General features: G+C 44.4%; 20 protein-coding genes and 4 pseudogenes. 13 read left to right on the top strand and 11 right to left on the bottom strand.

Annotated elements, in window-relative coordinates; all coding sequences use genetic code 11:
• The first annotated feature begins 251 nt into the window (after positions 1–251).
• From BJP37_RS04720 to BJP37_RS43265, 5 genes and pseudogenes are all read left to right on the top strand, one after another.
• Complete coding sequence (locus BJP37_RS04720; RefSeq protein ID WP_075896879.1) at positions 252–515, top strand: hypothetical protein; 264 nt, start codon at positions 252–254, stop codon at positions 513–515.
• Between the two features lie 262 nt (positions 516–777).
• Positions 778–1,663 (top strand): annotated as a pseudogene (locus tag BJP37_RS04715) (Uma2 family endonuclease).
• Positions 1,664–1,838: 175 nt separating this feature from the next.
• On the top strand, positions 1,839–2,045 hold the full coding sequence (locus BJP37_RS42160) for a hypothetical protein (protein ID WP_229415199.1): 207 nt from the start codon (positions 1,839–1,841) through the stop codon (positions 2,043–2,045).
• Positions 2,046–2,532: 487 nt separating this feature from the next.
• Positions 2,533–2,742: a bacteriocin gene (locus tag BJP37_RS04705; protein WP_075896877.1), complete on the top strand. Its 210-nt coding sequence runs from the start codon at positions 2,533–2,535 to the stop codon at positions 2,740–2,742.
• A 132-nt stretch (positions 2,743–2,874) separates the two neighbouring features.
• The gene (locus BJP37_RS43265) at positions 2,875–3,000 is read left to right on the top strand and encodes a hypothetical protein (protein ID WP_269086946.1); all 126 of its coding nucleotides are present in this window, start codon (positions 2,875–2,877) and stop codon (positions 2,998–3,000) included.
• Positions 3,001–3,277: 277 nt separating this feature from the next.
• Here BJP37_RS43265 and BJP37_RS44855 read toward each other — a convergent pair.
• The 4 genes and pseudogenes from BJP37_RS44855 to BJP37_RS04685 form a co-directional block, all read right to left on the bottom strand.
• A pseudogene (locus tag BJP37_RS44855) lies at positions 3,278–4,333 on the bottom strand (zinc ribbon domain-containing protein); the annotation flags it as partial.
• A 130-nt stretch (positions 4,334–4,463) separates the two neighbouring features.
• Positions 4,464–4,784: pseudogene (locus tag BJP37_RS42155) on the bottom strand (RNA-guided endonuclease TnpB family protein); the annotation flags it as partial.
• Positions 4,785–4,892: 108 nt separating this feature from the next.
• Positions 4,893–5,192 (bottom strand): annotated as a pseudogene (locus tag BJP37_RS04690) (helix-turn-helix domain-containing protein); the annotation flags it as partial.
• Complete coding sequence (locus tag BJP37_RS04685; RefSeq protein ID WP_075896875.1) at positions 5,095–5,682, bottom strand: IS607 family transposase; 588 nt, start codon at positions 5,680–5,682, stop codon at positions 5,095–5,097. The pseudogene BJP37_RS04690 and the gene BJP37_RS04685, both read right to left, overlap by 98 nt.
• A gap of 16 nt (positions 5,683–5,698) precedes the next feature.
• On the opposite strand from BJP37_RS04685, the gene BJP37_RS04680 reads away from it, so the two are divergent.
• From BJP37_RS04680 to BJP37_RS04655, 7 genes are all read left to right on the top strand, one after another.
• Positions 5,699–6,007, top strand: a complete 309-nt coding sequence (locus tag BJP37_RS04680; protein WP_075896873.1) for a GPW/gp25 family protein — start codon at positions 5,699–5,701, stop codon at positions 6,005–6,007.
• A gap of 2 nt (positions 6,008–6,009) precedes the next feature.
• Positions 6,010–8,481 (top strand): putative baseplate assembly protein, encoded by a 2,472-nt coding sequence (locus BJP37_RS04675; protein ID WP_158069421.1) that lies wholly within the window; start codon positions 6,010–6,012, stop codon positions 8,479–8,481.
• Positions 8,482–8,593: 112 nt separating this feature from the next.
• Entirely contained in the window at positions 8,594–8,767 is a 174-nt protein-coding gene (locus tag BJP37_RS38490) for a hypothetical protein (protein WP_158069420.1), read from the top strand.
• A 272-nt stretch (positions 8,768–9,039) separates the two neighbouring features.
• Positions 9,040–13,191: a non-ribosomal peptide synthetase gene (locus tag BJP37_RS04670; protein ID WP_075896871.1), complete on the top strand. Its 4,152-nt coding sequence runs from the start codon at positions 9,040–9,042 to the stop codon at positions 13,189–13,191.
• Positions 13,192–13,367: 176 nt separating this feature from the next.
• A complete protein-coding gene (locus BJP37_RS04665; protein WP_075896869.1) occupies positions 13,368–14,699 on the top strand; it encodes a WD40/YVTN/BNR-like repeat-containing protein in 1,332 nt (443 codons plus the stop codon).
• A complete protein-coding gene (locus tag BJP37_RS04660) occupies positions 14,608–15,075 on the top strand; it encodes a hypothetical protein (RefSeq protein ID WP_143727470.1) in 468 nt (155 codons plus the stop codon). Before BJP37_RS04665 ends, BJP37_RS04660 begins: the two co-directional genes overlap by 92 nt.
• Before the next feature lie 89 nt (positions 15,076–15,164).
• Positions 15,165–15,923, top strand: coding sequence for a baseplate J/gp47 family protein (locus BJP37_RS04655; RefSeq protein ID WP_075896865.1), 759 nt, complete (start codon positions 15,165–15,167; stop codon positions 15,921–15,923).
• A 135-nt stretch (positions 15,924–16,058) separates the two neighbouring features.
• Here BJP37_RS04655 and BJP37_RS04650 read toward each other — a convergent pair whose 3' ends face one another.
• The 7 genes from BJP37_RS04650 to BJP37_RS35635 form a co-directional block, all read right to left on the bottom strand.
• Positions 16,059–16,865: a Uma2 family endonuclease gene (locus BJP37_RS04650; RefSeq protein WP_075896863.1), complete on the bottom strand. Its 807-nt coding sequence runs from the start codon at positions 16,863–16,865 to the stop codon at positions 16,059–16,061.
• Between the two features lie 195 nt (positions 16,866–17,060).
• The gene (locus BJP37_RS38485; protein WP_158069419.1) at positions 17,061–17,228 is read right to left on the bottom strand and encodes a hypothetical protein; all 168 of its coding nucleotides are present in this window, start codon (positions 17,226–17,228) and stop codon (positions 17,061–17,063) included.
• Between the two features lie 60 nt (positions 17,229–17,288).
• Complete coding sequence (locus BJP37_RS04645; protein WP_075896861.1) at positions 17,289–19,220, bottom strand: pentapeptide repeat-containing protein; 1,932 nt, start codon at positions 19,218–19,220, stop codon at positions 17,289–17,291.
• 71 nt (positions 19,221–19,291) lie between these two features.
• A complete protein-coding gene (locus tag BJP37_RS04640) occupies positions 19,292–19,573 on the bottom strand; it encodes a hypothetical protein (RefSeq protein ID WP_075896859.1) in 282 nt (93 codons plus the stop codon).
• A gap of 161 nt (positions 19,574–19,734) precedes the next feature.
• Positions 19,735–20,748 (bottom strand): 3-oxoacyl-[acyl-carrier-protein] synthase III C-terminal domain-containing protein, encoded by a 1,014-nt coding sequence (locus tag BJP37_RS04635; RefSeq protein ID WP_198953957.1) that lies wholly within the window; start codon positions 20,746–20,748, stop codon positions 19,735–19,737.
• Positions 20,749–21,255: 507 nt separating this feature from the next.
• Positions 21,256–22,494 carry an RNA-guided endonuclease InsQ/TnpB family protein gene (locus tag BJP37_RS04630; protein ID WP_075896855.1) on the bottom strand — a complete coding sequence of 413 codons (1,239 nt, stop codon included), beginning with the start codon at positions 22,492–22,494 and terminating at the stop codon, positions 21,256–21,258.
• A 389-nt stretch (positions 22,495–22,883) separates the two neighbouring features.
• Positions 22,884–23,108: a hypothetical protein gene (locus tag BJP37_RS35635; protein ID WP_143727468.1), complete on the bottom strand. Its 225-nt coding sequence runs from the start codon at positions 23,106–23,108 to the stop codon at positions 22,884–22,886.
• A 261-nt stretch (positions 23,109–23,369) separates the two neighbouring features.
• On the opposite strand from BJP37_RS35635, the gene BJP37_RS04620 reads away from it, so the two are divergent.
• A complete protein-coding gene (locus BJP37_RS04620; RefSeq protein WP_075896853.1) occupies positions 23,370–24,116 on the top strand; it encodes a Uma2 family endonuclease in 747 nt (248 codons plus the stop codon).
• Positions 24,117–24,904 lie beyond the last annotated feature (788 nt).

Genomic DNA, 24,904 nt, shown 5'->3' with positions numbered 1-24,904 from the left:
ATTCTAGCAAACAACGTCATTGCAAGCTTTGAGCCACTTGTGTCAGGCAGCCAGGGTCGCACCTCTTGATGCAGCGCATTGCTATTCCCTATTCCCTATTCCCTCTTCTCTGTTCCCTGCTCCCTGCTCCCTTGCTATATTGACTTTGACCATTGACAATCAAAAATTAACAATTAACAAGTGATGAGTTAGCTCAATAATAAGTATTCAACTGGACTTGAGATCAGCAGTTTATTAACCACAAGGATTTCATGGCTACATCTCCCCTTTCCCCTCGTTTGTTGAGAGGGGCAATAGTCGCTCTAGACCCTGCTAACCCCCTAGCTAGTGTGATTATTTTCCAGTACAATCCGGAGACCATGACGCGATCGCTTACGCCCCGGACAGCAGGAGCGGATTTGTCTGCACAGGGTAAATCTGACCTAGACCCTACTGAAGCAAGTGGCATTGCGATGCTCGGTACGAGCCGCTACGGGATTGACCTTTGGTCACGCTACGCGATCGCATCTTACTAATCGGACTAAATATAGCAGTCGAAGTAAAGGTTAAGACATATTTCTGTTCCCAGATCCGCTGTTCCCTGTTCCCTTTTCTATAACAACTATTCCGATACTGTCCTATAAAATTTTACTACTAATAGAATAACTAGTGTAGCAACTCTTCTACCATAGTTTGGTCAAAAAATACATAACCAAGTGCTAGTTTTTTTTGCGAGTTTCAACGATACCGTAGCGATGGGCGTTATCGTTGAGTAGGTGATACCACCAAAGAGAAACTATGTCTAAAACCATGACCTCTGCTGTTGTGCCTAATACTCCTGTACCGCCAACCCAATATGAACTTCCCTGTGATGACGGTATTCCCATGGAAACGGAACGACATAAACTTCAGATGGAATTGCTGATTGATCCGTTATACCCTTGGTTAGCCCAGTGGGAAGATGGCTATGTTGGGGGTAATATGTTTCTTCATTTCAGTGCAGCACAAATTAGGAATCAAGACTTCCGTGTCTTGATGCAGTCGCTCATGGGGGAAACCCCCAAGACCGCGCTGCATCGCTTCGCGAAGCGTGGCCTACGGCCTTGGTCCGGATGTATTTGTAGTGCTTGGAGTTCCCAAAGTCGAACGACTAAGTTGGGTAGTTTGGGAAGAAGGTAAAGGACCTGATGTCATCATTGAGCTAATTTATGATAGTACAGCTAACACCGATAAAACTACTAAAAAAGTAGTCTATCAAGACCAAGTCAGAGTACCAGAATATTTTTGGTACGACCCGTTTAATCCAGAGGATTTTGCCGGATTTAGGTTGCACAATGGCGTGTATCAGCCTTTAACTGAAGATGAACAAGGACGACTAATTAGCGAAAGATTAGGATTAGCCTTAGTCCGTTGGCAAGGGGTCTATAAAAATAATGTCGATACGACTTGGTTACGTTGGGCTACTTTAGAGGGAATTGTGCTACCTACTGCTGAAGAGATAGCAGTGCAAGCTGAAGAAAAAGCAGCTCAAGCTCAACAACAAGCAGTGCAAGCTCAAGAACAAGCAGCTCAAGCTAAACAAGAAGCTACCCAAGCTCAACAGCAATTAGCCCAAGCTCAACAACGAGCTGAGCAACTGGCTGCTCGCTTACGAGCCATGGGAGTGGATCCTGATCAAGTATGAACTGATCTCGCCACGGATTGCTGTAAGCATTTAGCGGTCAGCGGTCCGCCGTAAGCTGATNGAACAAGGACGACTAATTAGCGAAAGATTAGGATTAGCCTTAGTCCGTTGGCAAGGGGTCTATAAAAATAATGTCGATACGACTTGGTTACGTTGGGCTACTTTAGAGGGAATTGTGCTACCTACTGCTGAAGAGATAGCAGTGCAAGCTGAAGAAAAAGCAGCTCAAGCTCAACAACAAGCAGTGCAAGCTCAAGAACAAGCAGCTCAAGCTAAACAAGAAGCTACCCAAGCTCAACAGCAATTAGCCCAAGCTCAACAACGAGCTGAGCAACTGGCTGCTCGCTTACGAGCCATGGGAGTGGATCCTGATCAAGTATGAACTGATCTCGCCACGGATTGCTGTAAGCATTTAGCGGTCAGCGGTCAGCCGTAAGCTGATCGCTGACCGCTTACAATAAACCAGTTTTGATGGGTAAGTAGGGCTGGCTGATTAACTCTCAAAGCATTGACAGATAAAGGTTTTAGCCTTTTTGGATCGAAAAAAGGGCAAGCTTTTCGGTCGAAAAAGCTCATTTAATTCACATTTTGGGCAGACAAGAGCAGAAAAATCAAGGGACAATTCTTCCGACTACCTCCTATATAATTCCCATTTATCCTAACTCCTGACTCCACACTCGCTGACTCAATCCCATACCAAAAGACTTTTTCAGCAAACCCTAAGTAATAAGACATAATTTTTACTTTTATGTCCAATTTTATTATTAATTATTATGGATAGTTAATTTTAGCTAGCTAGGATGATAATTAATCCATAAAATCCTCATGGATTGAGCCTCAAACTATATATTACTTGGAGAATAAACGGCATGAGTAATATCAAGATTAATGACCTCAAACCCAGTGGTGCTGAATTATTTGATGACCCGGAAAGTTTTCTAGATGAATTGACTAATGATGACCTACAACAAATCATCGGTGGATTGAGGTTAGCCCTGCCCCCAGATGCAGGTTTTCTTCAGAGACTTAGATATAAAATTCAGGGAATACTATTGTCCCCTAAAACCCCAGTTATCTAAAAGGGAACAGGGAGTCGGGAGTCGGGATTCGGGAATATGGCATCAAAAATTCTCACCATTGATTTAGGTACCCTATAGCAAACAATTCAAGCCCCCAGTAGCAGCAAAGTAGTCTAGAAATTATTAAGATTTGTGAATGCGATTGACCTTGGCCAAAAGGCCACGCTACGCGAACGGTCACGCGGGGCGCGTTCGCATTTTCAAGCGATCGCTTCAATAGTTTTCCAGAAAACTCCCAAAATCAAAGATTTTCCCTAGAGAGCCCTGGAGCAGTAACAAAACCGAACCAAACCCTTACCAAGGTTGGGTTTCACTATTTTTAACCCAAATCAACCCAACCTGGTAAGCCAGATAAACTCACTTAGGGAGCAGGCTAAGGGTGAATGAGTTGTCAGAGCTATCTATCTAGCAATGGAGATTGGCTATGCTTTCCAAATCGATGGGCGGAGGCGGACAGCAGAGGCTACCTCTGAGGAACACATCCCTCAGCTGATGGAACAATTACTGTTTACCGATACTTTTTAGCTACCAAAGTCTACCAAGATAGACCATTACCCGCCAATGCAAGCTGTTCACGAAGTGTCGGCTTTGCCGAATCTCTCAGCCAGGGGGTATCTCCCAAAGCCCGTAGGAATATCCCACGAGCGCCATTGATGTCACGTTCGCGAAGCGTGACCAAAGGTCAATCCATTTGTTGGTTATCGATTTTTGATTTGATAATCTTGCTCCCGCCGATATTGACTAGTTCACCAGTCCAGCTAACAGTCTTGCTAGTATAGGCTTGCGCTTTCATCAACAACTATTTTTCGGTTTTCGGCTGCTTTATGCTTTAAGAACTCTTTAAACCGATAGTGGGCAAAAGAAAGCATATTGCGAACCGTTTTAGATCTAAGTTATCGATTTTGCTTTTTAGACATCTCAGACGTCTCAAAGGTAGGAAGCAGTATTACGTCAAAGTTATCAACTAGGAATCTTGCCGCTTTGTGATGCAGTTCATTTACCAGATTTTGAATTCTAATAATCATCCTCCTGGCGGCTTTTCTCCTTCGACGCTTTTGCTTACCCTTAGCTTTGCTAATTTTTGAAATTAAATTGTCTAAGTGATGACATAATCGTTGGATCCGAGAAAAGTCACCATGGCCAATCTTCCCAATAGAAGTCTCACTGAAAAATGTCAAAAAGCGATGCAGCGCGGTCTTGGGGAGGCAGCGCGGTCTTGGGGGTCCCCCCCATGAGCGACTGCCGTGGTTTCCCCCATGAGCGACTGCATCAAGACAGTTCTAACACCAGGATCTAAGGCAACTACTCTACCTTGGTTTTCGGTTTCTCCTTGAGTTGTCTTATAGGGAACTACTAAATAATAGTCCCCGTTGGTGCTAGTCAATCAACAATCGCAGATGTGATTCGGCGTAGCCGACGCTGCGCGAACGGGAAGTGTTTCAGTAAAGGTTATTTCACTTAATATCGTGTAATAAATTCCTTTAATAGAAACCGCCGACTTTGGAATATAACAAGTTTGTACCCAATTTTTACGAGATCTGAACTTTACCCGATTAATCTGCGCTGTCTTTTTGTATTTTTTCTTGGCCTCCGGAGACGAAACCTGATTGTTAGTGGAGCCTTAATCAATAAGTTTTAANGCGCGGTCTTGGGGAGGCAGCGCGGTTTTGGGGGTCCCCCCCATGAGCGACTGCCGTGGTTTCCCCCATGAGCGACTGCATCAAGACAGTTCTAACACCAGGATCTAAGGCAACTACTCTACCTTGGTTTTCGGTTTCTCCTTGAGTTGTCTTATAGGGAACTACTAAATAATAGTCCCCGTTGGTGCTAGTCAATCAACAATCGCAGATGTGATTCGGCGTAGCCGACGCTGCGCGAACGGGAAGTGTTTCAGTAAAGGTTATTTCACTTAATATCGTGTAATAAATTCCTTTAATAGAAACCGCCGACTTTGGAATATAACAAGTTTGTACCCAATTTTTACGAGATCTGAACTTTACCCGATTAATCTGCGCTGTCTTTTTGTATTTTTTCTTGGCCTCCGGAGACGAAACCTGATTGTTAGTGGAGCCTTAATCAATAAGTTTTAACCCTTATCTGCATAGCCTGCCAACTATAAAGGCTCCACTATCCTTGCGGTAACTTCTGACCCTGACAGCGGTACAAGCATCCTTTATCGCTATAGATTTGATTTGATAAGGCACTGTCTTACACCATTCAGGAAGGTCATTTATAATACCAGTTTTCATGGCTTTCCAATTTGCTTTAACTTCGCCATTTTCGAGTATTTTGACGGTCTTATTGAAAACGTAACGGGATACCCCAAACCAGTGGCGGACAATTGCTCGCTGTTCAGGGTTTAGGAACACTCGAATCTTCTTTGATTTTTTGGCCGTATTTTCTGAGTCCGTGAACCCGGCAAGAGAAGACGTGAATGATGGAGAGAAGATCTGCGGTAAGTTCTGATTCTGGAGAACTTTCAGGGTTGTCGAGAACCAGGATTTTTCCACCGTTGAGACTGACTAAGTGCTCAAAGAGTTCAAACCCAAATCGGGTGAGTCTGTCTCGATAGGCAACAACAATTGTGAGTTGATCGCCACGCATAAGTCGTTCCAGTATGGCTCGAAGACCTTTTCTTTTGTAGTTGAGTCCTGAACCGATGTCTTTGACGATTTCCGCTTCCGGGAAGAGGGAGTGCATGTAGGCGATCTGTCTGGCGAGGTCGTCAAATTGTTTACCACTACTGACTCGGCAGTAACAGATTGTAGCTTGTCCACTCCCTTTGTTTTTTCCGAGACTGAGGAGGCTGTTTGTGTCAAAGAGGCGATATCCGCTTGGAGTCCGCTCACATTTGAGCGTGCCATTGTCTGCATACTTCCTCAAAGTGTTTCTAGAGAGTCCTGTAAGTTCGACCGCCTTACGGATTGGTACTAATGCCATAATTAAAGTCTAACATATAATTCTAGACTTTAGTATACTTTGTTATACTTATTGCTGCTGTTCCCTAGCCTCCCCAGGAGAACGGGTCAACCGCCCGACCTTGGGCTGCAGTCTGATGCAGCTGGTCTTTTCTCCGAATAGTGAGGAACTCAGTACTGCGGTTCAGTTTCTGGTTCAAGGGTCGTTGCAGCAGTGGTTAGGGGAGTTAATTCAAGTCGAGAGGGTGCAAGTGGAGAGTGAAGATACTAAATTGCGAGTCACAGTGCAGTATGTGATTCGGCGTAATCAACAGCCTCAGGTAACTGAGCTTGAGCGAGGGTTGTGATGATGACAGACTTGGTAACAGCTGAACACATGTTCCGACACCAACGCCGGATCGCTCTTAGTCGTCAAACTAAACAGATCGGGCTGGATTACATTCAGGTGGAATCACAACAGACACCGAATGAACCGAATAAGTGGGCGCTAAAGCTTCATTTTGTACCAGCTTCCACACAAGCAACCCAGGAAGTGCTCTCAAACCTGACCTCTAGAAATATTCGCATCACTAGAGGTACGGCGGTTACAACTACTGATGTTAGGCTCCTGGAAATCCAACCACCTAGTGGGAATGTGCTGACACTGTTGGTGGAATACAAAGCTCCTACTAAGTCCCAGGTTAGTGATTTATCTACCTATACGCTACAACTGGTTAATATTAGCAACCTCGATCCGTTTTTTGAGCGGGTCAATTTTTCCTTCAAACGTCCAGACCAAGTTACTTTTGACCCCCAGCCAGTATCCTCAAGTGATATAGAAACCCTGTCGGTACCGGAGATAGATTACTTAGCTAAAGACTATAGCAGCTTTCGGCAATTAATGCTCAACCGCTTGTCGGAAGTGATGCCTCAATGGCTAGAGCGAAATCCTGCGGATTTAGGGATTGCGCTGGTGGAAGTATTGGCCTACTCTGCTGACTACCTCAGTTACTATCAGGATGCTGTAGCTACTGAAGCCTACCTTGGTACAGCTCGCCGCCGCACGTCTGTACGCCGCCACGGCAGGCTGGTAGATTACGTGTTGCACGAGGGCTGCAATGCTAGAGTCTGGGTGCAGGTAGCAGTAAATGTTAATGAGGGGCTGCTAGAAAACGGAACTCTTTTACTAACCCATGTTTCTGGTCAAGGGTCGGTAATCGATCCTAATTCTTCTGCTAAGAGTGAGGTCTTGGCTCAAGGGGCAAAAACCTTTCAAACCTTACATTCCCAGGAACTATTTGCTGCCCACAATGAGATTAAATTTTATACCTGGGGAGCAAGGGAATGGTTTCTGTCGAAGCAAGAGACCAAAGCAACATTAATGGGACATCTGGCTTTGCAACCAGGGGATGTGTTGATCTTTGAAGAGGTAAGAGACCCAAACACTGGTTTAAGGGCTGGGGCTAACCCCCAAAACCGTCATCCAGTACGGTTAACTAAGGTAACTCCCACAGAAGACCCCCTTGGTGGTCAATTTCATCATCCCCCAACTGATCAGCCAGTAGATATTACTGAGATTGAATGGCACCCCCAGGATGCTCTGCCTTACCAACTATGGCTAGCAACTCTGAGTAGCACTGGCCCAATCACAGATATCACAGTGGCTCGGGGGAATATTGTTTTGGCTGACCATGGCGAGCCTTATCCTAAAGAGGGGACAGAGATACTGCCCACTATCCCAACCATTGGTCGTTATCGTCCCAAGTTGTCTCGCACTGGTCTCACCCACAGTGTGCCTTACAACCACCAGCAAGCAATTCTGGAAGCGGTGGCAACAACGCTTGTTCAAGACCCCCGTTCCGCAGTGCCTCAGATCACTTTACAATCGGATACTGGTGAAACCTGGTTGGTGCATCGTGACCTATTGAATAGTGACCGATTTGCTGCGGATTTTGTGGTGGAAATGGAGAGTGATGGCACTGCCTATCTGCGCTTTGGTGATAGTGTTCAAGGCAAGCAACCTAGTCCAGATTCCCAGCTGATGACCAACTACCGGATTGGTAATGGTTTGGTGGGTAATGTGGGACTTGATGCGATCGCTCATCTGGAACCAGTCACTAGTGAAGCCTATGGTGAATTGGTCAAACAGGTAATTGGAGTACGGAATCCCATCGCAGCTCAAGGGGGAATTGACCCGGAACCGATTGAGCAAGCACGGTTATACGCTCCCCAAGCCTTCCGAACCCCTGAACGCTGCGTGACCGAATCCGACTATGCCACTACCATCCAGCGTCATCCAGAAGTCCAAAAAGCAGCAGCTCAGTTGCGTTGGACAGGGAGTTGGTATAGCGTATTTATTGTTGTGGATCGGTATAGTGGTAGACCGATTGATGCCCAATTTAGGGAAGAGCTACTGGCTTTTATGGCTCCCTATCGCTTAATGGGTCATGATATCGAAATCCAGGCTCCCTATTTTGTTAATCTCGATATTGCTTTGACAGTACATGTCTTGCCTAACTATTTCCAGAGCAGTGTGAAGCGATCGCTTATGGAAACCTTCAGCAACACAGACTTAGCGGTCGGTCAACGGGGTTTCTTCCATCCTGACAATTTTACCTTCGGTCAAGCGGTCTATCTTAGCCAAATTGTTAACCAAGCCATGGCAGTGCCTGGGGTTGACTGGGTTGAGCCAACCCGCTTCCGTGAGTGGGGACAAACCGATCGAGGGGAATTGGCAGCAGGTCAAATCTTGATTGAGCCATTAGCTGTTGCTCGTTTGGATAATAACCCCGATACTCCTGAAAATGGCAGAAGTCAGTTTTATTTACAAGGCGGTTTGTGATTAGAGGGTACACCTTCTTGTTGTAAATCTATAACTCAAAGGATTGTGGGGAGGGTGAGAGGGAAAACCCATCTAATTTTCGTCTGTCCTATATAGCAATCCTATATGATTCGTGAAATATAGAAATATAGTGGCAGAAGCGATCGCGTTCGCGATCGCGTCGGCTGTGGCCGTAGGCCAAGCTGCGCGAACGCCGAATCGCTATAACCCTTCCCCACCAAGGATTTTAGATTTTGCAGATTTTACAAATTCTTTAGGATTACTATATATAGTGTTTTATCAATAGAAAATAAACACTATATGTATAAAATGCCTTGTCAACAAGCACAAAAAGCCAGGGTTTATTGAGAACTATCCCCGGTTTATTCACAATAGGCGTTTGCCCTGTGATACAATCCCAGTTGTCTTTTTGTATTTGATGAAAAGTAACTCATTTATAGAAAGTTGAATGCCAAAGCCAAGCAACTGATCCACTATTTTAAAGGGTTGGGGGTAGGTAGGTAAACAACTGTAAGTAATTGGAAAAGTACTCTCAAATTCTTATTGCATAGAGTCCGAATGCAGAACCTATTTAGAGAAAACGATCAGTATTTTTTCCCTCTCTCACAGGGACAGCAAGCCTTATGGTTCATATACCAGAAGAATCCAGAAAGCTTAGCTTACAACATATTTATCACCACTCGTCTGGCGGTCGAGTTGGACCTAGAGGCTTGGCGGAGGGCATGGCAGAAGCTGGTTGAACGACATTCGATTCTGCGAACTACCTATAGGACTCGGGACGGCAAACCCGTTGCAGTAGTTAGTCAAGACTCCAAGATTGAGATTGAGGTAACAGACGCTTCTGGATGGGACGAGGACGAGTTAAAGACGCAAATTCTGGTAGCAGTAGAGGGTCCCTTCAATTTAGAAACGGGCCCGGTCTTGCGGCTGGGGCTGTTTGCCCGCTCAACCCAAGAGTTTGTCCAATTAATCGCCCTGCACCACATTGTAGGCGATCGGTGGTCCTTTGACTTGCTTCTCAAAGAATTCCAAATTTTATATGCGGCAGAAGTCAAGAAGTTCCCAGAAGCAAAAATTGCTAACTTGCTGCCAGATTCCCCTTGGCAATATGCCGACTATGTGTCTTGGGCTACTCAGATGCTAGAGTCCGCCCGAGGAGAAGAACTCTTTCGCTATTGGCACCAAACACTCGCCGACTCCTTACCGACTTTGAATTTGCCAACAGACAGAAGGCGACCCAAGGTTTTGAGCGGTCGGAATGAATTCCATATTGTCGAACTTGATGGAGGACTGATCAAGAAACTGCGACAACTGGCTGCCGAGCAAGGAGTCAGTCTTTATCGGATTATGCTGGCTGCCTTCTTTGTCCTGTTACATCGCTTATCAGGCCAAGACGACATCCTGCTAGGAAGCCCAATGGCAGCGAGGTGGAGCGTTGAGGAGTTTAAAAGCATTGTCGGTTACTTTGCCAACGAGGTGGTATGGCGGGCAAATCTAGCAGACAATCCTACCTTCGCAGAATTTCTCGCCCGCATCCATCGAACGGTAACAGAGGCACAAGCTCATCAAGATTATCCCTTCGATTTATTAGTACAACGGCTCAACCCTCCCCGAGATGCCAGCCGAAATCCCCTAATTCAAGTCGATTTCACTTGGCGCAAGCATCGCTGGTACAACCCGCAGACACCCGAGCGCCTGGCAGGGGAAGAAGTACTGTCTATGGAGCCATACTTAGCCGTACACGAACAGGGTTCGGAATTTGATTTGATTTTGGGAATTGAGGAAATTGGCAAATCTCTCCATGTGATCTGGGAATATAGTGCCGACCTGTTTGATGCCAAAACTATTCACCGCTGGGCAAGACAGTTTATTTGTTTGCTAGAGTCCATTGTCACCAATCCAGAGCAGCAAATTGCGTTTTTACCCCTGCTGACGGGAGAGGAAACACATCAATTGTTAGTGCAATGGAACAATAATTTCACAGACTATCCCCAATATAAGTGCATTCATCAGTTATTTGAAGAGCAGGTACAACGAACGCCTGATTCGGTGGCTGTAGTTTTTCAGCAGGAAAAAATTACCTATCGAGAATTGAACGATCGCGCCAATCAATTAGCTCGCTATTTAGAATCGATCGGAGTCGGTCTGGAGGAAATGGTAGGGATTTGCGTAGAGCGCTCTATCGAAATGATGGTAGGATTGCTGGGCATTCTCAAAGCGGGCGGGGCTTATCTGCCCTTAGACCCGAGCTATCCGCGCGATCGCCTGACTTATCTACTACAAGACTCCCAACTGTTTTTGCTGTTGGCTTCAGAAAAATCCGTGGCTCGACTGCCAGAAAGCCAGGGGCGGATTGTTTTCTTGGATAAAGATTGGTCGGTCATTTCTCAGTATAGTCAGGAAAATCTCGGGCTTCGTGCCAAACCGACTTCTTTGGCTTACGTCATCTACACTTCAGGCTCGACAGGAAAACCGAAAGGGGTGCAGGTCGAGCATCAAAGTCTGGTGAATGCTTATCGAGCTTGGGAGCAAGCCTATCAACTAAGTCCAGAGAACAGCCATCTGCAAATGGCGAGTTTCTCCTTTGATGTTTTTACAGGAAATTGGGTGCGAGCCCTTTGTTCAGGAGCTAAATTAGTTCTCTGTCCGAGGGAATTTTTGTTGGAACCAGAAAAGCTGTATCGGTTGATGCTCCAAGAGCAAGTCGATTGTGCCGAATTTGTGCCAGCAGTGATGAGGTATTTAATTGAGTATTTGGAGAATACCAAGCAAAACCTCGATTTCATGGGATTACTGGTGATCGGTTCTGATAGTTGGTCTGTCAAAGAATACCAAAAATTTAGACAGTTCTGCGGTGCCCAAACTCGGTTAGTAAATTCTTATGGAGCGAGCGAAGCAACTATTGACAGTTGCTATTTTGAAAGTACCGAGATTAATCTACCCCTAGAGTCTCCAGTTCCTATCGGCAAACCCTTTGCCAACATACTTCTCTATATTCTCGACGATGCTCTCCAACCGGTTCCCATCGGCGTACCGGGGGAACTGCATATCGGGGGTGTGGGTCTAGCCCGAGGCTATTTCAACCGTCCGGAATTAACCGCGCAAAAGTTTATTGCCAATCCTTTCAGCCAAGAGGCAGGAGCACGTCTTTACAAAACGGGGGATAAGGCACGCTATCTCCCGGACGGTAACATCGAACTTCTCGGTCGCATCGACAACCAGGTAAAAATTCGTGGCTTCCGCATCGAACCAGGAGAAATCGAATCGGTACTGGCGACCCGCCCGGAAGTTGGGCAAAGTGCTGTCATCGTCCGGGAAGATCAAGCAGGTCACAAGCGCCTCGTGGCTTATGTGGTTCCGACAATAGTTTTCGATCGGCCTCGCTCTCTATCTCCTTGGAAGAATTGGAGCGATTTTGCCAATAACCCTTTGTATCGGAAGCAGGTGCGAGAACTGACGCCGAAACTGCGGGATTTTCTGAAGCAAAAGCTGCCGGACTATATGGTGCCTTCGGCTTTTGTGATGCTAGATTCCCTGCCCCTGACTCCCAATGGTAAAATTGACCGCCGGGCCCTTCCCGCACCGGAGGGAACTAGCGGTAGCAATGCTAATTTTATTGCACCTCGGGATACCCTTGAATTACAACTGGCACAAATCTGGTCGGAGGTTTTAGAGGTTTCTCCGGTAGGAGTCCGAGATAATTTCTTTGATATCGGTGGTCATTCGTTGTTAGCGATCGCTTTAATCGCTCGGCTTCAACGGCAGTTTGACAAAAATCTATCTTTGGCCACGCTGTTACAAAATCCGACTATCGAGCAGCTTGCTACTTCTATTCGCTCTGACCCAGATTCTCGGTCAATGTCTACCCTGGTGGCAATGCAGCCCGATGGAAATTTACCACCTCTGTTCTTAGTCCCTGCCAGCAGCGGCACTGTCTTATTTTATCTCGATTTAGTCCGCAATCTGGGGACCGAGCAACCGATTTACGGCTTGCAAGCCCCCGGTCTCAATGGGGAACGGGAACCTTTTAGCACTCTCAAGGACCTCGCTATTCACCACATCAAAGGGATTAAAACTATTCAACCTCGGGGTCCCTACTATTTAGTTGGTTTTTGTGTGGGCGGTCACTTAGCATTAGAAATGGCACAACAGTTACACCAACAAGGGGATACCTTAGGATTGCTAGCACTGATACAATCCTCCGGTCCAGAACACCACAGGCTTCTAGTTGACAGCACGCCTGGAAGAAACTTGGGTCTGGATATTTACTATCCAAGAGAATTTGCTCAGGAAATGAGCGCTCCTCGGGGGAAGGAAGTGCCGGTATCTGTCGATCAACTCCAACAACTGATGCCAGAGCAGCGATTGGGATATGTCCTGGAACGAGCTAAAATGATTGATTTGCTGCCGGAAGAGGTAAAAGTGGAGGATGTTGAAAGCTTGTTCGAGGTTTTTAAAACTACGGCTTTTGCGTCTTATAATTATGAACCGCAACCTTATCCAGGGAATATTGCCCTGTTCAATGCCAGCGAGCAGCCCATAGACATAGCTGGTGATCCCACTCTAGGTTGGCGCAATTTGGTCGGTGGGGAAATAGAAGTACACGAAATTCCCGGCGACCATTTCTCGGTTATCCGGGAACCCCAAGTGCTGGTTTTAGCTGAACGGCTGAAGCTTTGTCGTGATCGCGCTATGGCAGCGATCAAATAATATCATGTCCGGATAATTAGGGCTCTACCGTACCTGTTCCCAGTTCTATTATACAGGATAGGATGCCCGGATTATTCTATAGGATAGAATGTCCGGATAATGACCCTTAATAAAAATCCCCCCATCTCCCCATCTCCCCATCTCCCCACCCTCCCCACACTCCCTGTTCTATACATATGACATCTCACTACAATTCCCCTGGCCTAACCACATTAGCCTATCGAGTTAGCACCCATGGCACCAGCTTCCAACGGATGCTAGCTGGTCTGCGTACTCAAACGGCTTCCCCAAATGACTCAGACCAAGGTAACCGACCTCTGGCTACTCTCAATACCAGCCACCGAGATGACCCTGCGATCGCATTTCTGGATAGCTTAGCTACTGTTGTTGATGTGCTTAGCTTCTACCAAGAACGGATTGCTAATGAAGGGTATCTCAACACAGCCACTGAACGGCTCTCGGTTCTGGAATTAACTCGCACTATCGGCTACGAGCTTAATCCTGGTGTTGCGGCTAGTACTTTCCTAGCTTTCACCGTTGACGATACCCCTGGTACGACTAGCGTTGCTACAGTTCCCAAAGGAACCAAAGTTCAAAGTGTTCCAGGACAAGGGGAACTACCTCAGACCTTTGAAACGATTGAGGAGATTGAAGCCAGAGCACAATGGAATGCCCTGACACCTTATCGACCTTTGGTCAAACAAACCCAGTCAATTAGTAGTAACACTACCGAACTATTCCTAGAAGGCATCAATACCCAACTCCAACCTGGTAATTTACTGATACTGATCGACCCGTCTGCAGCAGCATCCAATCAAGGTCATTTTCTGACCTTACAAACCGTTGAACCCAATACTCAAGACGGTTACACCAAAGTTACTTGGTCCCCAGCACCAGACCAACCCAGCATCGAATCCCCCCAAGTCTTTGCCTTTCGACAGCAAATTAACCTATTTGGTAGCAATGCTCCCGATTGGAAAGAGTTACCAGATGATACCAAGCGTAAGTATAGTGCGATCGCAGGTGGTATTTTTTACTCTACCGATCGCGGAAACAATTGGAATTCCGTGTCTACAGGTCTATTGAAAAATGCTGATATCCGAGCTTTGGCTACCTGGCAAGATGTGGTTTTTGCTGGCACTCATAAGGGGATTTTTTACTCTACCGATGGTGGTCAGGAATGGATTCCCATTAACCAAGGCTTGACCAATACTGATATTCATGCCCTGACGATTAACTCTCAAGGCCATCTGTTTGCTGGAGCCACTGGTGGTAATGTGTTTCGCTCCACTGATGGCGGGGAAAGCTGGATAACCATTGGGACTGGGTCTCTGACTATTGTTGAACATCGCATTCCCGCCACAGCAGAGGGTTCCGAAAGTTGGACTCCTGTGAATACCAGCTTGCCCAATACTGTTGTGCGATCGCTATTTACTTACTCTTGCTATTACTCTCACCCTGACTCAGTCACTCCAAAACCGTTACGACCGCACCACAGTAACCATTAATGCTAATGTTGCTCAAGCTACTCATGGTGAAACAGTGGTGGATGAAGTACTTGGTAGTGGTGATGGTACCTTAGGAAATCAGAAGTTTGTACTCCAGAAGCCTCCCTTAACCTACATTTCTGCTGCTACCTCTAGCGGTAGTGAAACCACTTTGGAGGTAAGGGTCAATAATATAGTGTGGGAAGAAGTGCGATCGCTTTATGGTTTAGACGACCGCCGCCAAGCCTACATTGTCCGTATTGATGATAATGGCAACACTAATCAGGACTTACGCGGTGAAGTTTATTTCGCCCCCCTAGCCCCCCAATTCTGGGGGGTAATGATGTCAAAGTCCCCCAGAATTGGGGGATTTAGGGGGCAAATGCGTAAGTCCTAACTAACATTACCTTTGGGGATGGACAAAGCGGTGCTCGTCTACCCACAGGAGATGAAAATATTACCGCCACCTATCGCAGTGGAATCGGCTTGGATGGGGAAGTAGGGGCTGGCAGTCTTACTGTTCTCCAAACCAGACCCTTGGGAATTGTAGAGGTTACTAATCCCCTACCCGCCATCGGAGCAGCTTCTGCAGAAACCCGTGACCAAGCTCGGTCTCAAGCTCCTGTCAATATTTTGCCCATGGAGCGCATTGTCTCAGTGCAAGATTTTGAGACATTTACCCGTACCTTTGCTGGTATTGGTAAAGCTACGGTAGCTACTTTAGAGATTGGGCAAAACCTGCCCTTGATTCACCTTACCATTGCAGACCGTAATGGCAATCAAGTCAGCCCTGATTCGATATTATATACTAATCTCTTCAACGGGATTAATGCTGCTCGTGACCCAGCTCAGCAGCGCCGTCTGGCGGTAGCGTCTAAGGTTGAAATTGATAGTTATGAAGCCCTTTACTTTAATCTTCAAGCCGGGATATGGGTGGATTCTCGTTATCGCAGCGATCTGGTTTTATCTGAAGTTAAAACACTATTAGTGTCTGCTTTTGACTTTGAACAGCGTACCTTTGGTCAAGGGGTAACAGCCGCAGAAGTAACAGCATTAATTCAGGCCGTTGATGGCGTAGAAGCGGTTAATTTAGAAGCACTATATTTAACTGGAACCACTCAGGAGCTGAAGTCATCTTTAGAAGCCCGTTTGGCTATCTGGAATAGTCAGACTAAACAGGCTCTACCGGCTCAGTTGTTGTTGCTTAATTCTCAGACAGATGGGGTTAGTTTGCATTTGGTTTAAAGGGAGCAGGGAATAGGGAATAGGGAATAGGGAACAGCGGATCTGGGAGCAGAAATATGTCTTAACCTTTAGTTCGAGTGCTATAAGTAGTCAGCTTTAAGCTGATAGCTGACTACTTATAGCTGATAACTTAGATTATAGTTCAAAATCCTCTGGATTTATCCCTTTCGCTTGTAATTGTTCCAGTAAGGCTTTCATACGACTTCGTTCAAGCTCCAAAGCTTCCTGGGCTTGTGCTTTTGCCAAGCTTTGTTGCTCTAAAGCTTCCTGGGCTTGCTCTTTTTCCAACCTTTCAAACTCTACCTGTTGTTGAGCCATATCTCTTTGTTGTTGAGCGATATCTCTTTGTTGTTGAGCCATATCTCTCTGTTCAACAATTTCCAGATAAGTAGCAAAGCGCTCTCTATTAGGATAATACAGTACCAATTCCGAGTCTACTAAGTCAAAGGTAATTCCTAAACGAGGACTAACCCAACCAAGCATCTGGGGGATGGGTTCTAAGGTTTCTGATGAACGCAACCAGCCTTTTAGTTTTGTTCGATTTGGGTCAAAAAGATAGTACTCTTCTACTCCATGGGTCTGGTAAAACTTGAGTTTATCCTCTTCTAGTTCCTTGATAGTGTTTGTGTGTGAGGCTATTTCAAAGGTCACCTGGGGATTAAGGTTATCTTCAACCCAGGTTTTGTAAGAAGGCCGATGCCCTTTTGGTCTACCGATAACTACCATGACATCCGGGGCTTGGTTAATTTTTGGTTGTCCTTGTACTGGATACCACAACAAATCCCCAGCGACAAAGACATTGGGGTCATCTTTAAATTGGGCTTCTAGGCCAAACTTAATGGTGGTAATTAGTTCAAATTGAAGGGTATTGTCCGCCAAGGGCTTACCGTCACTTTCCGGATAAAAAATGTCATCGGTGGTGGGAGTTAGCTGCTGAACCATTGGAAAATTGTTACTTGAGCTGATAATCCTATTGTAAGCATTGAGCGGTCAGCGGTCAGCCTTCAGCCGTCAGTGGTCAGCCGTCAGTGGTCAGCCGTCAGCCCTTGGCCTTTGGCACCTCAAGTAGCGTGGGCGTAGCCCATTAGCTAATAGCTGATAACTGATAGCTGAAAGCTGATAGCTGATAGCTTACGCCTAAACCTCTCTCCATCCCTCAATCGTAGCCATCAAAATATTAACCAGAGGATGATCTATGGCTTCCTTGAAGGCTTCTACTCCTCCTGCTTTCAGGGCATTGATCACCTTGGCTTTTAGGGTTGGGTTATTCTCAATTTGGTCAACAACTTCACTTACAACTATCATCTTATCTTTGCTTGTTGTAGTGGGATTATTCTGGGATAGTTGGTTTAGGAGTTGCTGAATTTAAGCTGCTGCTTCGGCTAAGCTTTGGGTTTGCTCTGGTGTCAAATTAGCAATGTTAAATTGTCTAGCATTGTCGTTGGCAACAGCAAAATTATGATTAGTATTAACATTAGGATTAGTAGCTTGGCTTTGATCAATATTAAAACTCTGTGAATTATCTGACATATCATTCTCCGCTTTAGCTGTAACATCAATCATGTTTTGAATAGGTCTACTAGCCAGTCGTTCAGTAATTTTCATTAAGTCTGCGCTTTGCTCACGATAAATTACTATCTGGTCATCTCTAGCTTTTAGTTCTGCTTTATATTTTTCTTCTACAGCTTTGAGGGCAAGTTCATAGTTTTGCGTGAAGTCACTATGAATCTTTTCCTTATTTGTGTCAGGGGGAACACTTACCTTAACAACAACTACACCATCCCCTTTATTTTCAATACTATGAATAGCTAGTTCGGTATCTTCATTCTCTACTTGGACTTTTTTGAAAGCAGTAACAAAAGCTTTCCAGTCAACACCGTTTCGGAAAATCAGGTCAACAGTATTTAAGACCTCTTGGAATAGCTTAGTAAATTCTCCTGGTTGAAATTCGCCGCTACTTGGACGACGCTCACGGTTATCTGTTCCTGGCTCAGGGTTTTCTAACAGATAAACAAACCGGCAATCAACGTTAGTTAACCTAGTTGTTGAATCAATATTCCACGCTTCTAAACAAGCTCCCGTAAAATAAGCATGAGTAAAATCCGTATCAATACAATTAGTTTCAGTTAAATTAGCCCATTCTAAATTAGCCTCTTCTAAAGTGGCTTCGCTAAGATCAGCCTGTTTTAGATTAGCATAATTTAGATTAGCTCCTCTTAAATTCGCACCACTAAGAACACAACCCCTATAATACTTTTTATAACCATTACCATTAACCAAGAATTCTCTGACAGCAGTATCAGCTAAGATAGTTTTACCTGGTCTAGCTTGGTCAATTTTTATAGTATCTCGCCAACAAGTATGAGTGATAGTAGCCTCCCTTAAATCTGTACTTTTGAGGATAGCTCCCGTAAAATCAGCATTGGTTAGGTCTACATTATAAAAACTTGTACCTCTGGTCGCGGCCAAGGCTATGGAAATTTCCCTAACTAAGGTAAAATTATTGTCTTCCCCTAATGCACCCCAAGCAATCAAAATACTTGAATAAACAACAAGAATAGTGCTAATTATAAAAACAGCGTCATAAGCGAAGTTATGAAAAATCTCCGCCTCATTAATCAAATATCTGTAAAATAAAAAAAATAATATGGCAAAAATAGCATTAATTGTAGAAGCAAAAATACTCCATACAGAACCCCCAACAATACCAGCAATAGTAATTAAAACCGAACCATTGAGTGCCACTATAATAGCACCAGTGCCCCCTCCTACAGCATTGGAAAATTCCATTACATGTTTCGATAAATTCTCCCGGTTGCTTTCAATAAAGCCATAGATAATACCAACGCATAAGACAACAATAGCGAAAAGTACAGCGATAGCGACTGACCGAAAAGCTTTTTCTGTAAACCCCTTAGAGGCAAAAGTGATAAGTATAAATGCTAAAACAATGAAAAATAGTATTCCAGGTAAGCAGCTGTATTGCTGAGTATATTCAGGTTTCATCAATCTGGCTACATAACTCGCAGCAATTACTGACCAGGTTCCTATTATTCCTGACAGCAATAATGATACAATGAGCAAACCAATTGCCCAGGGTCGTTGTAATCCAGCCTTCGCCTTACAGAACTTAGTTCCTGTTAGAATAGCATTCTTAAAGTTTGTTCCTCGAATATCAGCTTCACTAAAATCTGCCCCTGAAAGGTCTTTCCCCTGAAATGACTGACCTCTAAGATTTACCCTGCGGAAATCCCTTTCTCCTGCTGCATATCGTCTCACAACTTCTTTAGCTTTCATCAGCGATAATCATATATAGGAAAGGGAACAGGGAATTTTAGTTGTAATACTTTTATTATAATAAACGCTTGTTATTGTTTGTCAAGAAACTGGAAATAATTATTAATAAACCCTGCTTTATTGTGTTTATTAACATACAGACTGTTATCGACAGACATCCAGGGATAGGTTGTCGTAGCTGAAGCCCACTTTAACCGTTGCGTTGGAATTACCCGAGCAAAAACCAACATCCCAATGGAAACGCGATTGGCCATAGGCCACGCTACGCGAACGCATAAGCGCGGAAGCTGAGGCCATAGGCCACGCTTTGCGATCGCATAAGCGCGGAAGCTGAGGCCATAGGCCAATCGCATTTGGCTGCCCGTAGCGCATCGCTAAGCAAAACTTTGCCATGGAAACCAGGTTTATTTTAAGCTGACAACTGACAGCTGACAACTGACGGCACCTCAAGTAGCGTGCCCGTAGCGCATATGCTTACTTTTTGATTACTCTGCTTTTTTCCAGGTACATGGATTTAAAATTTAATAGTCAAAGCCCCCCAGGAAAAGCCAGCAGCGCTACTTGCTAGCACTACCAAATTCCCGGGTTTAATCTTACCCTCTTCTCTACTTTTGCAGAGGCCAAGTAACGTATCACTAGCCCCTAAGTTTCCATGTTCAGGAAGAGAGATAAATGTTTGTTCTAGGGTCAAGCCCAACCAGGAAAAAATTTTTATTAATAGGCTTTTTTTTCCTTGATTAGTAAAGATAAAATCTACATCATTGATAGTGTATGAGCTTTTTTGTAGGGATTTAAAAATTACTTTTTTATAAGTCTCCAGGTAAACTTCTGAAATAATTTTTTCTAGCTTTTCACGGTCAGCAACTTGCATATAATTTAAGCTTTGGTCTACATTGTCAGAATGAAAAGGTAGCCTAGTTCCCCCTAGTGGAATTTTAAAACAGTCCACAGCTTCTGAATCAGTAACCGCGTGATAAGCCAAAATTTGGTTACTAGTTTCTCCTTTCTTCAGAATGGCAGCAGTAGCACCATCGGCAAACATAAATGTGGATAAACTATCTTGATTAGAGTAGTCCACAAGACTTGATAATCTGTCACTACAAACAACTAACCCATAGGTAAACTCAGTGTTTGCTATTAACATATTACGGCATATATCTATCCCTAGATTGCCGCTATTACAGAAGTTTCTGACCTCAAAAGCAAAAGCTTGATCAGCTCCTATTTCAGATTGGATCTTAGCAGCCGGTGACCATAGTCGATAATCATAATCCCCTACACCACAGTAAACAATAAGATCGATATCACTAGCTCTAATCCCGGCATTATCTATAGCAGACAATGCCGCTTTGGTTCCCATTTCTGAGGGTTGCTCATCATCAGTGACTACGCACTTTTGAAAGATGCCGATTTTTTCAATAAAGACATTTTCCGGAGTATTAGAAAGCTGGGACATTTCCAAACTAGTCATTCTTCCAGTTGGTAAATAGTAACCAAGAGAAGTAATACCGATTGACTGATGACTCATCTCTATATTCTCTATTCCCATAAGTGTTGAATCCAGTAATACAAGTTTCCAAAAATGGCTGATGTTTTTCTATCGTTGTTGTCAAGCAAAGCAGCACTTTTCCCTGCTCCGAAGTCATAATAGGAAATAGGGAGTCGGGAGTCGGGAGTCGGGAAGTTTACTTGAAGTCAGTGACTATGAGCAACAATTCTTGTCAAGCAACTGTAAATAATTCTTCTGAGGGGGTGACATGAGCCCTTAAAAGCTTACTAGATAATGCTTTGATGCCAGTTTATCTTAGCAAAGATAAACTAAACTGGGCAATTGACCCTAGGAATGATGTTCTAGAAGCTAAAACCCTTATAACTACGTCCAAGGTCAGGCCAAACTAGTATGTATCTTTTTGTAACATATCGGCTGAAAGTATTACCCAATAAGGATTTTAGCTTGCATGTCACCCCCTCAGATAATTCTTAATAAACCCTGCCTAGTTCTGTTTAGTGACATACTCCCACACTGAATCGTAGATTACAGTGTGGGCTTCTTCCCAACTCCACCTATCGGTTCGGATACTCTGGAAGCTTTACTTCTGACGGGATGCCCCACCGCCAATTTCAATATATTGATCGCCGCATTTACATCTCGGTCTTCCGTGTACCCACAGTGAGGACAACAATGAATGCGATCTTTCAACTTTTTGGGTACTTTCGTTCCGCAATTAGAACAGTTTTGACTAGTATTACGGGGATTCACTGCAACTGTAATCAAACCAGCATTTATGGCCGTAGGCCACGCTACGCGAACGGCTTTGTTTGACAAGATAGACAAAAATTGACCCCACCCAGCATCAAGAATAGATTTGGCTATTTTAGTTTTAGCCAAACCTTTTATATTCAACTTTTCATGAGCAACTAAGTCATGGTTGTCTAGTAAGCTTTTAGCAGTTTTAAAATGAAAATCTTTTCGAGTGTCAGCAACCTTTTTATGAGCTTTCCCTAGTTTGTTTACAGCTTTTTTCCGATTGTTGCTTCCTTTTTTGGATCTACTGACAGCTTTTTGGATCTTTTTTAGTCGCTTTTGAGCTTTCCGATAGTATTGAGGGATTGGTACCTCTGAACCATCAGACTTGACCAGGAAAGACTTGAGACCCATGTCTATCCCAACAGGACTAGAGACGCTATCTACTGGGATAATATCCGGCACAGAATCATCTTGAATGGATAACGTAACATAGTACCCGTCAGCCTTTCGAGTTATGGTGGCTGTCTTAATTTGAAAACCTTTTGGGATAGGTCTATGGAAAATCATTTTGACTTTCCCAAATTTGGGAAGAGTCAGTATATTGCCACTTATAGGATTTTTGCCAAGAGAGGGAAACGTAAAAGATTTGTATCTGTTCTTCCCTTTAAATCTAGGTCTCCCGCTTTTTTTACCGTTACTATCGCCCTTCAGGAAACGCTTAAAAGCTAGATCGACTCTCTTGACACAGTTCTGCAAAACTTGAGACTGAACTACCTTGTACCAGGGTCTGTCTTTCTTTAACTGAGGCAGAGAATTTTGCTGTGAAAAGTAATCGGGATTATTTTTTAATTCTGGTAGATGACATACCAAAGGACAAGAGTTAATGGAACAACGATTCTGCTCGTACCAACTAAATCTCTCAGCAAGTAAATAGTTGTACTGGTGGCGCAACATATCTAACCACTTTTCGATTTCTGATTCCTGTTTTTTAGTTAATCTTAGTCGGTACTGATAAGCTGATATCATTGTTGCCATATCCTGTTTTTCGACCTATTATTAGGATCGCCTATATTGTAACAAGTGTCAACACTAAAATGAAAGATCAAAGATTTGTGATCAGGTTAACCAGCTTTGAAAAACAGCAACTAAAACAAGAAGCTGACAGGAGGGGGATGACTCCATCCGAATTACTGAGAAGTTTGATAGCTCGCTTCCCTGATCCTAGAGACCCTGTGCAAAATTCATCCCTGGAGACGAAACCTTAGATAGTGGAGCTTTATTACAAAAGATTTAACCCTTTTGCGCATAACCGACTAACCATAAAAGCTCCACTATCTTACGGTAACTTTAAGCACTCATCCTGCGCATAGAGATGTGGGACTTCTTTTGCCGGACAGTTAAAAAAAAGGCTGTTACTAACAGACATCCAGGGATAGGTTGTCGTAGCTGAAGCCAACTTTGACCGTTGCGTTGGAATTACTCCAGCAAAAACCAACATCCCAATTCAAATGCGATTGGCCATAGGCCACGCTACGCGAACGCATAAGCGCGGAAGCTGAGGCCATAGGCCACGCTTTGCGATCGCATAAGCGCGGAAGCTGAGGCCATAGGCCAATCGCATTTGGCTGCCCGTAGCGCATCGCTAAGCAAAACTTTTCCCCAGATTTATTTTAAGCGAACAACTGACAGCTGTCAGCATTCAGCTGTTCGCGTAGCGTGCGCGTAGCGCATATGCTTACGTTTTACTCAAACAGCCCTGCTCCCTACTCCTTACTCCCTACTCCCTACTCCCTACTCCCTGCTCCCTGCTCCCTAAAAAATGTACCTCACCCAATTTAAAACTGCTATAACTAATAACTAATAACTTGATTACAAACCCATCAGGAAACAGTAGAAAAGTTATGAGTGCTCCCACTAGTAACAGACAGAGAACTCTTCCAGTCCTAGAAAATGGAGACCTGCTCTCTCGTGGAGAATTTGAGCGGCGTTATCAAGCCATGCCCCATCTCAAAAAAGCAGAACTAATTGAAGGAATTGTTTATATGGGATCCTCCTTACGGTTTGAACCCCAAGCTGAGCCCCATGCTAATTTACTAGTGTGGTTGGGCAATTATAAGATTGCGACTCCTGGTGTAAGATTAGGTGATAACCCTACAGTGCGGCTGGATCTGGATAATGAACCCCAACCTGATGTGGTTTTACTGATTGATAGCAATTGTGGTGGCCAAAGTCGCCTGGACGATGATGGTTATATTGAGGGCGCACCAGAACTAGTGGCAGAAATTGCAGCAAGTACTGCTTCCATTGACCTCCGGGATAAAAAACGAGTTTATCGTCGCAATGGAGTAAAAGAATATCTGGTTTGGCAGGTAATTGACCAGCGTTTTGATTGGTTTTCTTGGCAAGACGGAGACTATGTTTCTCTTGTAGCTGATCAAGAAGGAATTATCCGCAGCCAAATTTTTCCGGGATTATGGTTAGCAGTTTCGGCACTTTTGGCGGAAGATATGGTGAAGGTGATGACAACCTTGCAAGCTGGCTTGGCCAGTAAGGAACATCAAGAGTTTTGTAAGCATTCAGCCGTCAGTCGTCAGCCGTCAGCCAAAGGCTCACGCTACGCGCATAAGCTGATTTTATTCCAAAGCTGATAGCTGATAACTGATAGCTGAATGCTTACGTTTTTATTAATTATTGTGCTTCTTTAGTACTTAAACTGTTGTGCATTTAACTTAAAAATTATTCAGTTATAAAAAAAACGTCAACCCCTCTCCCCCTACTCCCTACTCCCTACTCCCTTGCTGTCAAAACCATTAAATTTAACACAACTCGCGGAATTCCCCAACCCTGCGACGGGTGGGGATGGATAGCGAGACGACAAATTACAATAATTTGTGTTATAATAAAGTTGGTTGCTGACCCGCCTGACTGACTAAAAGGCTACCTTACAAATGGTCTGATATCCTATCAGTTTTAAGACCATTAGGTCTACAAAGTACTAGCTCCAGCTCAGGGTCAGAAGTTACCGCAAGAATAAGGCAGCCTTTATGGTTGGTCGGCTATGGGTAAAAGGGTTAAAACTTTATGATTAAGGCTGCCTTATTTTAAGGGTTNGCAAGCTGGCTTGGCCAGTAAGGAACATCAAGAGTTTTGTAAGCATTCAGCCGTCAGTCGTCAGCCGTCAGCCAAAGGCTCACGCTACGCGCATAAGCTGATTTTATTCCAAAGCTGATAGCTGATAACTGATAGCTGAATGCTTACGTTTTTATTAATTATTGTGCTTCTTTAGTACTTAAACTGTTGTGCATTTAACTTAAAAATTATTCAGTTATAAAAAAAACGTCAACCCCTCTCCCCCTACTCCCTACTCCCTACTCCCTTGCTGTCAAAACCATTAAATTTAACACAACTCGCGGAATTCCCCAACCCTGCGACGGGT

The organism is Moorena bouillonii PNG (assembly GCF_001942495.1).
In the GTDB taxonomy this organism is placed as follows: domain Bacteria; phylum Cyanobacteriota; class Cyanobacteriia; order Cyanobacteriales; family Coleofasciculaceae; genus Moorena; species Moorena bouillonii.
This window is presented reverse-complemented; position numbering and strand designations above follow the sequence as displayed.

What these genes read in the sequence shown, in the direction of transcription:
- BJP37_RS04720 (WP_075896879.1), top strand. Translation starts at nt 252, where the DNA reads ATGGCTACATCTCCCCTTTCCCCTCGTTTGTTGAGAGGGGCAATAGTC.
- BJP37_RS04705 (WP_075896877.1), top strand. Translation starts at nt 2,533, where the DNA reads ATGAGTAATATCAAGATTAATGACCTCAAACCCAGTGGTGCTGAATTA.
- BJP37_RS04685 (WP_075896875.1), bottom strand. Translation starts at nt 5,682, where the DNA reads ATGGCATTAGTACCAATCCGTAAGGCGGTCGAACTTACAGGACTCTCT.
- BJP37_RS04675 (WP_158069421.1), top strand. Translation starts at nt 6,010, where the DNA reads ATGACAGACTTGGTAACAGCTGAACACATGTTCCGACACCAACGCCGG.
- BJP37_RS04670 (WP_075896871.1), top strand. Translation starts at nt 9,040, where the DNA reads ATGCAGAACCTATTTAGAGAAAACGATCAGTATTTTTTCCCTCTCTCA.
- BJP37_RS04665 (WP_075896869.1), top strand. Translation starts at nt 13,368, where the DNA reads ATGACATCTCACTACAATTCCCCTGGCCTAACCACATTAGCCTATCGA.
- BJP37_RS04650 (WP_075896863.1), bottom strand. Translation starts at nt 16,865, where the DNA reads ATGGTTCAGCAGCTAACTCCCACCACCGATGACATTTTTTATCCGGAA.
- BJP37_RS38485 (WP_158069419.1), bottom strand. Translation starts at nt 17,228, where the DNA reads ATGATAGTTGTAAGTGAAGTTGTTGACCAAATTGAGAATAACCCAACC.
- BJP37_RS04645 (WP_075896861.1), bottom strand. Translation starts at nt 19,220, where the DNA reads ATGAAAGCTAAAGAAGTTGTGAGACGATATGCAGCAGGAGAAAGGGAT.
- BJP37_RS04640 (WP_075896859.1), bottom strand. Translation starts at nt 19,573, where the DNA reads ATGCGATTGGCCTATGGCCTCAGCTTCCGCGCTTATGCGATCGCAAAG.
- BJP37_RS04635 (WP_198953957.1), bottom strand. Translation starts at nt 20,748, where the DNA reads ATGAGTCATCAGTCAATCGGTATTACTTCTCTTGGTTACTATTTACCA.
- BJP37_RS04630 (WP_075896855.1), bottom strand. Translation starts at nt 22,494, where the DNA reads ATGATATCAGCTTATCAGTACCGACTAAGATTAACTAAAAAACAGGAA.
- BJP37_RS35635 (WP_143727468.1), bottom strand. Translation starts at nt 23,108, where the DNA reads ATGCGCTACGGGCAGCCAAATGCGATTGGCCTATGGCCTCAGCTTCCG.
- BJP37_RS04620 (WP_075896853.1), top strand. Translation starts at nt 23,370, where the DNA reads ATGAGTGCTCCCACTAGTAACAGACAGAGAACTCTTCCAGTCCTAGAA.